General features: G+C 53.8%; 11 protein-coding genes. 4 read left to right on the top strand and 7 right to left on the bottom strand.

Features of this window, described 5'->3' with window-relative positions:
• Nucleotides 1-63 precede the first annotated feature (63 nt).
• The 3 genes from B9K09_RS09530 to B9K09_RS09520 are packed head-to-tail and all read left to right on the top strand — an operon-like array spanning nt 64 to nt 2,941.
• Nucleotides 64-588 carry a TRAP transporter small permease gene (locus tag B9K09_RS09530; protein ID WP_087519055.1) on the top strand — a complete coding sequence of 175 codons (525 nt, stop codon included), beginning with the start codon at nt 64-66 and terminating at the stop codon, nt 586-588.
• Complete coding sequence (locus B9K09_RS09525; protein WP_087516586.1) at nt 588-1,868, top strand: TRAP transporter large permease subunit; 1,281 nt, start codon at nt 588-590, stop codon at nt 1,866-1,868. The genes B9K09_RS09530 and B9K09_RS09525 overlap by 1 nt, the downstream gene beginning before the upstream one ends.
• Before the next feature lie 56 nt (nt 1,869-1,924).
• On the top strand, nt 1,925-2,941 hold the full coding sequence (locus B9K09_RS09520) for a TRAP transporter substrate-binding protein (RefSeq protein WP_087516585.1): 1,017 nt from the start codon (nt 1,925-1,927) through the stop codon (nt 2,939-2,941).
• Nucleotides 2,942-3,052: 111 nt separating this feature from the next.
• On the opposite strand, the gene B9K09_RS09515 is transcribed toward B9K09_RS09520, so the two are convergent.
• Together B9K09_RS09515 and quiC are read right to left on the bottom strand one after the other, a co-directional pair.
• Nucleotides 3,053-3,721: a TetR family transcriptional regulator gene (locus B9K09_RS09515; protein ID WP_087516584.1), complete on the bottom strand. Its 669-nt coding sequence runs from the start codon at nt 3,719-3,721 to the stop codon at nt 3,053-3,055.
• A gap of 124 nt (nt 3,722-3,845) precedes the next feature.
• Nucleotides 3,846-5,771 (bottom strand): 3-dehydroshikimate dehydratase QuiC, encoded by a 1,926-nt coding sequence (quiC, locus tag B9K09_RS09510; RefSeq protein ID WP_087516583.1) that lies wholly within the window; start codon nt 5,769-5,771, stop codon nt 3,846-3,848.
• 846 nt (nt 5,772-6,617) lie between these two features.
• On the opposite strand from quiC, the gene B9K09_RS09505 reads away from it, so the two are divergent.
• Nucleotides 6,618-7,799 (top strand): OprD family porin, encoded by a 1,182-nt coding sequence (locus B9K09_RS09505; RefSeq protein ID WP_371917454.1) that lies wholly within the window; start codon nt 6,618-6,620, stop codon nt 7,797-7,799.
• 294 nt (nt 7,800-8,093) lie between these two features.
• Here the strand turns inward: B9K09_RS09505 and B9K09_RS22710 are convergent, their stop codons facing one another.
• The 5 genes from B9K09_RS22710 to B9K09_RS09485 all read right to left on the bottom strand — a co-directional run bounded on the left by B9K09_RS22710 (nt 8,094) and on the right by B9K09_RS09485 (nt 12,852).
• Nucleotides 8,094-8,225: a putative transporter small subunit gene (locus tag B9K09_RS22710; RefSeq protein ID WP_218191990.1), complete on the bottom strand. Its 132-nt coding sequence runs from the start codon at nt 8,223-8,225 to the stop codon at nt 8,094-8,096.
• The gene (locus B9K09_RS09500; RefSeq protein ID WP_087516581.1) at nt 8,207-9,880 is read right to left on the bottom strand and encodes a sodium:solute symporter family protein; all 1,674 of its coding nucleotides are present in this window, start codon (nt 9,878-9,880) and stop codon (nt 8,207-8,209) included. The genes B9K09_RS22710 and B9K09_RS09500 overlap by 19 nt, the downstream gene beginning before the upstream one ends.
• 402 nt (nt 9,881-10,282) lie before the next feature.
• Nucleotides 10,283-10,678, bottom strand: a complete 396-nt coding sequence (gene pcaC / locus B9K09_RS09495; RefSeq protein ID WP_087516580.1) for a 4-carboxymuconolactone decarboxylase — start codon at nt 10,676-10,678, stop codon at nt 10,283-10,285.
• Nucleotides 10,679-10,692: 14 nt separating this feature from the next.
• Nucleotides 10,693-11,481: a 3-oxoadipate enol-lactonase gene (gene pcaD / locus B9K09_RS09490; protein WP_087516579.1), complete on the bottom strand. Its 789-nt coding sequence runs from the start codon at nt 11,479-11,481 to the stop codon at nt 10,693-10,695.
• Between the two features lie 9 nt (nt 11,482-11,490).
• Complete coding sequence (locus tag B9K09_RS09485; RefSeq protein ID WP_087516578.1) at nt 11,491-12,852, bottom strand: 3-carboxy-cis,cis-muconate cycloisomerase; 1,362 nt, start codon at nt 12,850-12,852, stop codon at nt 11,491-11,493.
• Between the last annotated feature and the right edge of the window lie 100 nt (nt 12,853-12,952).

Here is a 12,952-nt window from a genome sequence, read left to right as displayed (position 1 = left end):
TAGCGTTTAACAATAAGAATGGCCCCAGTTGCACTGCACACTGGCGAGCCTTGCGAGGTCAAAATGACAAGAATCGTCAATCTGTACTTTAGCCTGCTGAAACTGATTATCGTCCTGTGCATGCTGAGCATGGTGGTGATGGTATTTGGCAACGTCGTTATGCGCTATGCCTTCAATTCCGGCATCACGATTTCTGAAGAACTGTCGCGCTGGCTGTTCGTGCTGATGGTGTTCCTCGGCGCCCTGGTTGCCTTGCACGAGCGCGCCCATCTCGGACTTGATCTGGTTATCAAGAAAATGCCTCCAGCGGGGCGCAACATGTGCCTGGCCCTCGGCCACCTGATGATGCTGCTCATCGCCTGGCTGATACTCAGTGGCAGCTGGCAACAAGCACAGATCAACCTGAATGTCGCAGCGCCCGCCTCCGGCCTGTCGATGGCTTGGTTTTACGGCGTCGGTGTGCTGTTTGGATTGACTGCAATTCCGATCATTGCCCGCGACTTTGTACTGGCTCTGCGCGGCCAACTACCGCAAGGCAAATCTGAAATCGAATCCACACATTTACCAACCAGTAAGGGGGCCAACTAATGACTCTGGCTCTTTTTCTAGGCACCCTGCTCGGCACCATGGCGCTAGGCATTCCGATCGCCTTTGCCCTACTCATGGTCAGCGTCGCACTGATGTGGCAGTTGGATTTGTTCGATGCACAAATCATCGCGCAGAACCTGCTTAACGGTGCCGACAGTTTCCCATTGCTGGCTGTACCCTTTTTCATGCTGGCCGGCGAAATCATGAACGCTGGCGGTTTGTCCAAGCGTATCGTCAACATTGCAATGGCTTTGGTCGGCCACAAGCGCGGCGGCCTCGGCTATGTAGCGATTATCGCGTCCTGCTTGCTGGCTTCACTGTCTGGTTCAGCCGTTGCCGACGCAGCAGCACTGGCAGCACTCCTTGTGCCGATGATGGTGCAAGCTGGGCACAACCGTGAACGTGCAGCAGGGCTGATTGCCTCCGGTGGCATCATTGCGCCAATTATTCCACCGAGCATTGGCTTTATCGTTTTTGGCGTTGCCTCTGGCGTGTCGATCTCTAAGCTGTTTCTCGCCGGGATCGTGCCGGGCATCATGCTCGGCGGTGCCTTGGCTGTCGCATGGTGGTTTGTATCACGCAGCGAAAACGTTGAGGTGCCACCTAAGCGCAGCCGTCGCGAGGTGATCAAAACCCTACTTGATGGAAGCTGGGCTATCGGGCTGCCAATCATCATTATTGTCGGCCTCAAGTTCGGTATCTTCACACCAACAGAGGCGGCAGTCGTTGCGGCGGTCTATGCCCTTTTTGTGTCGCTGGTAATCTACCGCGAGTTGAAGATAAGCCAGCTGTTCGAGGTCGTACTATCCGCCGCGAAAACCACATCAGTTGTCATGCTACTGGTCGCCGCCGCTATGGTTTCGTCATGGCTGGTCACTATCGCGGACCTGCCCGGCCAACTGACCGATCTACTTGAGCCATTCCTTGACTCGCCAACACTGCTCCTGCTGATGGTCATGCTCCTGATTATTCTGGTCGGCATGGTCATGGACATGACTCCGTCGATCCTGATTTTGACCCCGGTGTTGATGCCGGTGATCAAACAGGCTGGCATTGATCCGGTGTACTTTGGCGTGTTGTTCCTGGTCAACACCTCGATTGGTCTAATCACCCCGCCGGTGGGCACCGTGCTCAACGTTGTCTGCGGTGTAGCCAAATTGCGCATCGATGAAATTACCCGAGGCGTCTGGCCGTTCCTGCTGGCACAGGTGATCGTCCTGATTCTTCTAGTTCTGTTCCCACAATTGGTTCTGGGACCGTTGAAGTTTTTCTCCGGTTGAACGCTCGATTCACTGCAAACCCCGTAACTCAAACAATAACGATGGAGTGCCAAACAATGAACAACTGGTTTAAACCACTGCTGACATCCGCCTGCTTGGCAGGCTTGCTACTCAATAGCCTGTCTGCCCATGCCGAGATTGGTGAACACACCTTGCGTTTTGCCTTCCAGAACGTGAAGGAACACCCGCAAGGTCAGGGCGCGCAAAAGTTCGCTGACTTGGTCAAAAAGAAAAGCAACGGCAAGATGAAGGTTCGCCTGTTTGCCGGTGGCGTTCTCGGTGGTGACTTGCAGACTGTTTCAGCCCTGCAAGGTGCAACGCTGGACCTGACCGTACTCAACTCGGGAATTCTTGCAGCGCAGGTGCCGGAGTATGCCCTGCTCGACTTTCCGTTCCTGTTCAACAGCACTGCCGAGGCTCAAGCCGTGATCGACGGTCCTGTCGGCCAAGAGCTTTCCAAGCGTTTGGAAGGCAAAGGCCTGAAAACCCTCGGTTACTGGGATCTAGGTTTTCGCAACCTGACCAACAGCAAGCAACCGGTGGCAAAATGGGAAGATATGGCGGGCCTGAAAATCCGTGTTATCCAGTCTCCAATCTACCTTGAAACCTTCAAAGCATTAGGCGCAAACCCAGTGCCGATGCCATTCCCTGAGGTATACACCGGCCTGGAGCAGCGCACTGTTGACGGTCAGGAAAATCCGTTCACGGTAATCAAGGGCAATAAGTTCAATGAAGTGCAGAAGTACCTGTCGGTCACTCAGCACATCTACAACCCACAGTCCTTCATCATCGGTGAGAAGAGCTGGGCCAAGCTGAATGCCGAGGAGCAAGCGGTGATTGTTGATGCAGCCAAGGAAGCCACGGCTTACCAGCGCCAAATCACAGCTGCAGCTCAGGATGCGGCATTTGCAGAACTGTCGAAAGACATGCAGGCCAACACTGTGACCCCTGAAGAGATGGATCGCTTCCGTGAGAAGGTCAAACCGGTCATCGAACAATTCTCGAAAGACATGGATCCAGCATTGGTCAAAGCCATGTATGACTCAGTTGAAAAGGCCCGCAGCAGTAACTAATCCAAGCATTGGGGTCTGTTAGCGTCCCGGCGCCGCCTGGTTTAAATAACCAACACAACAGACCTTAAACAAAAGCGGCCATCAGGCCGCTTTTTTATGCGCTGCTAGTGCTCAGCGTTGCAAAAAACCCAATACAGACTCGCAAATCATGCGTTTATGCCGCTGTTTGACTTCTTCGCTGGGCAGGTCGATTTGGAAGATTGAGCCAAAGGTATGGCGGTTAGAAACCCGATAAAAACTAAATGAGCTGATCAACATGTGCACGTCCACCGGATCAAGCCCTTTGCGGAAAAGCCCGACATCGGCGCCGCGATCTAAAATCTCACCGAGTGACTTGAGTACATGGCTACTCTCTGTGCGGATAGTTTCTGACTGCCCGACGTACTGACCAAAGTTGATGTTCTCGATGCTGACAATGCGCACGAAATCAACGTTGCGGTCATGGTGATCAAAAGTGAACTCAACCAACCGGCGAATTGCCTCGACTGGCCCCAGCTCACCCAAATGCAGGCTCTGCTCGGTAGAACGAATATCGCCGTAGAGTTTCTCTAGCACCGCCTGATAGAGCTGTTCCTTGCTACCGAAGTAGTAATAGATCATGCGTTTTGAGGTGTGTGTGCGCTCCGCAATTGCATCCACTCGCGCGCCAGACAGGCCAAATTGAACAAACTCCGTAATAGCTGCCTGGAGAATATTCTCGCGGGTTTTCTCCGGGTTGTTCTTGCGGCTTTTACGCGGCGCGTCTTCAACAGCGTCGGCAAGCCCTGTTGTTGTTGTCATAGTTGGCTGATCGCTTACATTGATTAAAAGTGATTATGGTCGTGTCGGCCAAACGAATAAAGCCCGGCACCTCAGGTTCTAACAAGGTGCCGGGCTCACGAGTTAGCCTGCATGCCGCGTTTCACTACAAACGCTTTTTTCCACCCGCTCCGCTGCGCGCCTTGGCCATAGCCGCAAGCCGTACGGCAACGTTAGCTGCACCATAACCGACATAGCCGTTTTTACGCTGCAATAGCTCGAAGAAGAACCGTCCTTCAAAGGCTTCGGTATACACATGGAATAGCTCGCCCCCTTGGGCGTCGCGATCATAAAGCACGTTGTAATAAGCCAGCTCGCTGAGAAACTCATCATCGAAATCGAAGCGCGCAGCTAAGTCATCGTAGTAATTCAGTGGAATATCCAGCAGCGGCACGCCTGCATCCTTGGCGCGGTTAATCTCGGTGAACAAGTCTTCACAAGAGAACGCGATGTGGTGCACGCCAGAGCCGCGATAGCTGGATAACGCATGGGAGATCGCAGTGTTGCGATTCTCAGAGATGTTCAGCGGCAGGCGCACACTACCGTTGCGACTGCGCAAGGCGCGACTTTTGACCAGACCATAGGGGTCGGGCAGCACAACTTCATCATCCGCTTCAAAGTCGAACACGCTCTTGTAAAACAGCACCCAGCTGTCGAGGTTATCGGCTGGCAGAGCCAACGCCATGTGGTCGATACGCTGTAAGTTGCCCGTCGCCTCGGCCTGCGGATCGACGATAAAATCACTGTCGTAAATGGTTGCACCTGCAGGTGACTTGTCGAGCAGGTAGATCAGACTTCCATCTGGCGCACGCACCGCAGGGATTTCACGCTCGTTCGGACCGACTAACCCGCGATAAGGCTGTCCCTTGAACTGCCGCGCTCGCTCCAATGCATCGCTGGCATTACGCACCCTCAACGCAGTCGCACACAGCGATGGGCCATGGGCCTCGAAAAAACCATGGGCGAAGGAGTACGGCTCGGCATTGAGCACAATATTGATATCGCCCTGACGCATTAGGCTGACGTCTTTCGAACGGTGCCGCCCCGCGCGAGCAAAGCCCAGGCGCTCGAGCCAATTGCCCAGCTTGCTGCCCTGATCACTGTCGACAGCAAACTCAAGAAACTCGACGCCGTCGTACTGACTAGCTGCGGGCGGATCAAACAACAGGTCGAGGCTTGGCTGCGCTGTTTGTTCCTGCTCACGGGCCTGCTTTTCGAGCAAATCGCGGGTCTTCTCTTCCAGATACAGCAATGAGCGCAAACCATCAGCAGCGTTGGCCCGTGGAGGTGCCGCGCGAAAGCCATCATTAAAGATTTCAAGAGACAACGGGCCGCTGTAGCCAGTACGAAGAATAGGTGCGAGGAAACCCGCCAGATCGAACTCGCCCTGCCCCGGAAAACAGCGGAAATGGCGGCTCCATTCCAAAACGTCCATGGCCAGAATCGGCGCATCAGCCATCTGCACAAAGAAAATCTTATCGCCGGGAATATCTGCAATCGCAGCAGGATCACCCTTCAGGGACAGGGTGTGGAAACTGTCGAGCAGCACACCAAGTGCCGGATGATCAGCCTGACGCACGATATTCCAGACTTGCTGGTAAGTGCTGACATGCCGCCCCCAAGCCAATGCTTCATAGCCGATACGCAGGTCTCGAGCACCCGCCCGCTCAGCCAGTTGGCCAAGGTCATCGACCAGAATTTGTTCGTCACCTAATGAGTCAGCCGCAACGTTACTGCACACCAGCACCAGATCGGTGCCCAGTTCTTGCATCAGATCAAACTTGCGTTCAGCCCGGTCGAAATTGCGCTGCAAGCGCTCACGGCGACAGCCCTCGAAGTCACGAAACGGTTGGAACAACGTGATGGCGATGCCTAAGTCGGCGCACATTTGGCGCACGTCACGCGGACTGCCTGCGTAGTAAAGCAAGTCGTTTTCGAAGATTTCCACGCCGTCAAAACCGGCGGCGGCAATCGCTTCAAGCTTTTCTGGCAGAGTGCCGCTCAAAGACACGGTGGCAATTGAACGCTGCATGCTCAAACTCCTGTTTTTATTGGCGCCGCCGAACCTGCCGCGACATGTATTGAAGTACCCGCAGAGGACTCAAGCAACATGCGCTGTCGAGCAGATACGGATCAGGGTACATGGAGTATTCGAGCTTATGCGGAAGACCGCAAACACTTTGTACTAAACGGTTACCTTTACGTTCGATTATCGGACAATCTGAAACAGCAAAAACTGTCGCACGTTTTGACTCACCTAAAAGCCAGCAAAATTCACAGATACAAGAAGAAAAAACCCATCTAAATGATGGTCTCAATAAAATAAATGTACCAAATAGTTAATTATCCGTTCGATTAACGAACAAAACAGCTCTAAACGAATTGCGCTATTGGCAATGAACTTCCACTATCGAATCCTCAATGAAGTGCGCGTCCCGCGACTGCCGCCTTCACCGATGTGCCAATAAATACAAATAAAGGTTCATTGCCATGTTGATATTGTCTTGCTACCAAATACCTCTACGCAGTGCTTCCACTGCAAACAATGCCCACCCTTCTGCTAACCGGTGTAAGACGGCCGATGCCATGCATCGCGACTTACCGAGCCGATGATGCGCGAACACATCTAAGCGCACTGCGCGTGATCGACGGTTAACTCGCGCAAGCAATCTCATCCAGCAAATCTGCACTACTTGTTCTGCTCGCGCAGTCAAGTGGCTGGACCGCGCTCGTCTATTGCATACGCCAATTACATACGTCTATTGCATGCGCCCATTACATGCGTCCCTAAGAACAATAAACAAAGGAAATAAACATGACTGCTCATCGTCTTCATATTTTGCCTACCACCTTGGCAATTGCCGTGTCCTGCTCAAGCATGCCGTTACTCACGCACGCTGCTGGTTTCGTCGAAGACGCCAAGGTTTCCACCACCTTGCGTAACTTCTATATCAACCGCAATTTCGTCGACTCCAACGCACCGCAAAACTATGCCGAAGAATGGACCCAAGCATTCATTCTTAACGCGCAGTCCGGCTTCACTGAAGGCACCGTTGGCTTCGGCCTCGACGCCTTGGGCATGTTGGCAATCAAGCTCGATGGCGGCAATGGCACTGATGGAACGGCTTTGCTGCCTGTTCATCCAGACGGGCCATCAGACGACTTCGGTCGTGTGGCGGTCGCCGCCAAAGCGAAAATCTCCAACACTGAATTGAAGGTTGGTGAATGGATGCCTGTGCTGCCGATACTGCGCTCTGACGACGGTCGCTCACTGCCGCAAACCTTTGAAGGTGCGCAGCTGACGTCCAAAGAAATTGATGGTTTAAATCTCTACGGCGGCCAGTTCCGGCAAAACAGCCCGCGTGACAGCGCAAGCATGGATGACATGAGTTACGGCGGTGCATTCTCAGATCGTTTCAACTTTGCTGGCGGCGACTATGCATTCAATGACAAGCATACCCAAGTGGGTGTTTGGTACGCCGAGCTTGAGGATGTTTACCAGCAACAGTATTTCAACCTGCAGCACAGCCAGCCTGTCGGCGACTGGGTGCTCGGCGCCAACATCGGTTACTTCATCGGTAAAGAAGACGGCAGTGCACTGGCCGGCGATCTTGATAACAAAACCATTTCAGGACTGTTCTCAGCCAGATACGCCAGTAACACCTTCTATGTCGGCCTACAAAAACTCACCGGCGATAACAACTGGATGCGCGTCAACGGCACCAGCGGCGGCACCTTGGCCAACGACAGCTTTAACAACAGCTACGACAACGCCCAAGAGCGCTCCTGGCAAGTACGCCATGACTTCAACTTTGCGGGGCTCGGCATTCCCGGCCTAACCCTGATGAACCGCTACATCAGTGGTGACAATGTACACACTGCGACCACCAACGACGGAAAGGAATGGGGCCGCGAAACTGAGTTGGCCTACACCATTCAAAGTGGTGCGCTTAAAGCGCTGAACATGAAATGGCGCAACTCAACACTGCGCCAAGACTTTGCCATGCGTGACATGGATGAAAACCGCATCATCATCAACTACCCACTGGATATTCTCTAGGGAACCTCTGAAAAACTACTGCGCTAGATATTACTGGGGCAGCCCGTGCTGCGTTAAAAAACTGCTCAAAATGCTCATTTAGGCCAACTAAAGCCGAGCGCGACCTCGGTCGCTTTTTCGCATTTTTTGACTCGCTGCGCTCGCCCTTCGGGCCAGCCTTTGGCTGTTACTCCCGTTGGTCGTTGCACCTTGTTCTATCGTCGCTCGCTACCTTTTCCAGAAGCTCCCTAGCGTCACTGCAGCCGGGCTGCGCACTTCGCAACCCGGCTGTTTGCTTGTACTAGCGACGATCATTCAGACCATCTTCTTGCCTTCACGATGCGCGGCGCGCAGATCCTTTACCAAACTAACTGAAAGCACAACTAACACCACGGCAGCGATAGCTGGCCAGATCAACACGTATAACGTTAAACCGAAGCTGGACATGCATTGCCCTCCTTTTGATCATCAAGCTCATTACTATCTGCTTGCTGAAACGCAGTGACACGCTCACCGAGCAGGTCGAAATCGAAGCGACGGGTCGACAGCAAACTCATGGCCGTACACACCAAGGTGCTTGCGCCATAAGCCGTCAATGAACTGAGTAGCACGGGATAGTCGCGCAGAAAATCGACGCTGAAAGGTATGAACACCAAGGCGCTGATAACGCCGACGATCAAGCCCGCAATCCGCCCCAAAAAGCCAAAGCACATTAATCCGATTACCACGCCACCGCCTATTGCGGCCAATACTTCAAGCAGCAAGGCAAAGACACCGGAAAGCGCTATCAACTCGAAGCGCGCCACTAGAAACAATACGAACGCGACAAGCACTGAACTGGTGAATGCCTTATTGGTGACACGGTCCCAGAACATGCTGGCTATCACTGGAAAGACGATTGCCCCCCACAGGGCGCCAACGAATATCAACATCGACAAAATATCCAGCTTGAGCCCCGCGAAAACCACACCAATCATTGTGGCGACAATCATGGTTATCCGGCCGACCATAAGCATGGTTGCCGGATTAGCTTTGCCTTTAGCTATGTTTTTACCGTAAACGTCAGTCATGACAATGGCTGAAAGAGCGGCTAGATCCGAGTCTGCAGTTGATGATAGCGAGCCGATAACCATGATGAATAACAAACCAATGGCGAACGGCGGCAGATAAGTTGAAGCCATTTGCGGAATCAGGTTATTGAGATCCCCTTCCAGCGGCACGATTCCGGCGAACAGCGCCAGCATGCCAAGCATGCCCAAGCCAATGACAATTGAGCCATAGCCGATAGTTGCCGTTATGAAAGTCGGTTTGATCAAGTCTTCGCGCACGGCAAACAAGCGCTGAGCAATGGTCTGATTGCCAATTGCGTAGGCAAGCACTGCAACAAAGAATGGCGCGCCCTGTTCGAGAATCGCTGTTACCGAGAAGAAATCACTTTGCTCCAACGTCAGGTTCGCCATCCCCGTGTCGAACAGCTCACTGCCGCCCATGTTGAAAAATATCATTGGGATAATGATCACTGCCGCCGCAATCATTGCCAGTAGCTGAACAAAATCCGTCAACACCGACGCGCGAAAGCCTGACCACAGGGTATAGGCCAGCACGCCCAACCCGGCGATCAATACACCTTGCACGAAGCTCAAAGGCGATAGCACCGAAACCAGCGCACCGGCGGCGGTGAAATTCACTACCAGGCTGATAACACTGCCCAAAACATTGGAGCCGGCCAAAATCATTTGGCTCGATTTACCGTGGCGGGCATGCATTATTTCAGCGAGGGTATGCGCCTTGGGCGCCAACCGGCGAAAACGCATACCGAAGGGGTAGATGAATAGAATCATCAATGCGCCCCAGAATCCGTAATGAATAGCGCCGGATATTCCGTATTTATAGCCGGAACTGGCAGCGGCATAAAACGAGGCGGCCCAAATCCACGTGGCGGTCATGCTCGCAGCTGACAGGGCAAAACCCAGGGAGTTATTGGCGACCATGTAGCCATCGACATTTTCTTTTTTATGCCCGATGAACAAGGTCATCAGAAACGTCAGGCCATAGAAACCGAAGAGCAACAACAGTGTTGTAGGAGTGGACAGCAGATACATATTTTCGCCTTATTATCACCCAGACGCCGCTGGCACGGCGAAAGACCTAAACATCGGCACGGTGTGTTTATGGCAATCCTGATTCCTGCGTTATTGCAGGTGCACACGAGCAAGCGCTCGTGGGATCGCGAAGAGAAATACTAATAAGCGGGCGATCGCAAAATGGCGATCAAGGCAGCGAACTGCGAAACGCATCGAAGCGTAGGGGGGTGAACATGAAGCTATTAGCCCAACTTCAGAGTTGGATAAGCAAAATGGCAACAACAAGTTACCGGGCAAGCTTAACAGATATGACCACAGCCAACCGTGTATTTACGGCAAGCCTTAGTTTAGTGGCTCGCGTGGCAGGCTCAGCGCTACACCCGGTTGAACCCTCAAGCAGAGCCGCCACCTCCGGTTTACTCAGTCTTGCAGCGACTCGACACCCATCTCGTCCCACACCTCTTCCGCCAGATGGAAGGTGGCATTGGCTGCAGGAATCCCGCAATAGATCGCGCTCTGCATCAGCACTTCCTTGATCTCGTCACGGGTCACTCCGTTGTTTTTCGCAGCCTTGAGATGCAGCTTCAACTCGCCCTCGCGATTCATGCCAATCAGCATTGCAATGGTAATCAGGCTGCGGGTGTGTCGCGGCAGCCCCGGACGTGTCCAGATATCACCCCAGGCGTGGCGGGTAATCATCTCCTGGAACTCTTGATTGAACGGCGTCATTTTTTCCAGACTGCGGTCGACATGCGCATCACCCAGTACTGAGCGACGCACCTGCATACCCGCTTCGTAACGTTGTTTCTCGTCCATTGTTAAAACTCCGATCAAGACAGCAAGAAATCCAGCACACGCTGAGTGAATAGCTCGCCCGCCTCGACGTTAGATAGATGCGCCGCATGAAACTCCACTTGCTGAGCACCTGCAATTCGCGAGGTCATGAATAGCCCATCGGCAGGTGTTGTCACCGCATCATGCGTGCCGCACACCACCAGTACTGGTAACTCGATTGCGCCGATTTGCTCACGGAAATCAGCATCACGTACCGCTGCGCAATTGGCGGCGTAACCTTCTGGCGAAGTTTGCGCAAGCATGCCGACTATAGGTTCGACCCTAGCCGGTTCGTGTGCGGCAAACCCTTCGGTAAACCAACGTGCAATTGATGCATCGCGCAGAGCAGACATTGCAGCAGCGCCGTCACGCAATACAGTTTCAATGCGTGGGTTCCAGATTTCTGGTGAACCTATTTTTGCGGCAGTGTTGCACACCACTAATTTACTCAGACGCTGCGGCGCGTTTATCGCCAGCCATTGGCCAATCAAGCCGCCCATCGACAAACCACAGAATGCAGCGTGTTGAATATCCAATGCATCAAGCAACGCCAATACATCACGACCATTTTGCTCAATGCTGTACGGGCCTTTGGTGACCAGCGATTGACCATGGCCGCGAGTGTCATAACGCAACACGCGAAAATGTTCGGTGAATGCAGGAATCTGTACATCCCACATATGCAGGTCGGTGCCTAACGAGTTCGACAGCACCAGTACAGGCGCATCAGCCGGACCTTCTAACAAGTAATTCAGTTCGCCATCGGCAAGTTGCACAACAGACATCAGAGGCCCCTATTCGCAGAAATTTTGGTGTTCACTCAGTGCACGTTCAACCCAGCGCCGCGCCTGACCGAGATAAAAAGCCGGATCAAGCAAACGATCCAGTTCCGCAGCAGAAAGCTGCTCGGTTACTTCGGCGTTGGCGCCAAGTACTGCGCGCAGGTGTGTGCCCTGCGCCACAGCTTCGCGGCAACATTGTTCGAGTAAATGGTGAGCGGCGTCGCGACCGATACGCTGAGCCAAGGCAATGCTGACCGCCTCGGCAAGTACCAACCCTTGAGTCAGGTCGAGGTTTTCACGCATGCGCAATGCTTGCACCTCAAGCCCCGGCACGACCAACAAGGCCTGCTGCAAGGCTCCGGAAACCAGACAGCACAGCTCTGGCAGGCATTCCCATTCAGCGTGCCACAAGCCCAGGCTGCGCTCATGCTCCTGCGGCATGGCTGATAGCATGGTTGAGACCAGCCCCGGCGCCCGCGTGGCCGCACCGATTAGCACCGCGGCACTGACCGGATTGCGTTTGTGCGGCATGGTTGATGAGCCGCCTTTGCCCGGCGCGGCAGGCTCGAACACTTCACCCGCCTCGGTCTGCATCAACAGACTCAGGTCGCGGCCCAATTTACCCAAGCTGCCGGCGAGCATGCCCAGCAAGCTGGCAAACTCAACCAAACGATCACGTTGGGTGTGCCAAGGCTGATCGGGTAGATTCAGCTTCAACTCATCGGCTAATGCCTCGCTAACCGGCCATGCTTGATCGCCCAGCGCCGCCAAACTGCCAGATGCACCGCCAAATTGCAGACACAGTAAACGTGGCTTCAACTCAAGCAGGCGCTGGCGGTGACGAGTAATGGCGCCCAGCATGCCAGCCAACTTCATACCCAGCGTCACCGGCGTTGCATGTTGCAGCCAGGTGCGCCCAGCCATTGGCGTATCGGCATACCGCTCAGCCTGTTGTGCCAGCGCATCACCCAGACGTTGCAGATCGTGCTCAAGCAATTCAATCGCGGCACGCAGCTGCAACACCAAACCACTGTCCATCACATCCTGACTGGTCGCACCGAGGTGCACATAACGCTCGGCTTCAACGCTTTCACTGGCGACGCGTTTACCCAGCACTTTAACCAACGGAATCGCCGAGTTACCGGCACTGACAATCGTCTGAGCCAACATCGCGAAATCAAAGTGTTTGGCGCTGCAAGCCGACTCGATTGGGCCAACCACTGTCGCCGGTATCAGGCCGACGCGCACTTGCGCGCGGGCTAACGCAGCTTCGAAATCGAGCATGCCTTGTACCCTGCCCTGATCACAGAAAATCGCGCGCATGGCGGGCTGGGTGAAATAGGCATCGAATAGTTGGTTGCTCGGGCTGTTCAAGCCGGTGCTCCTGAGTCTAGGAATGTGTGACTGTTTTATAGCAGTGAACGGGGCCAAGCCAGTAGCAGCAAGCAAAAATCCTGGTCGCTACCGGCCTTGG

This window comes from Pseudomonas sp. M30-35 (assembly GCF_002163625.1).
GTDB lineage: Bacteria > Pseudomonadota > Gammaproteobacteria > Pseudomonadales > Pseudomonadaceae > Aquipseudomonas.
Note: the sequence above shows the minus strand (reverse complement) of the source record. Positions and strands in the feature narration are given on the sequence as shown.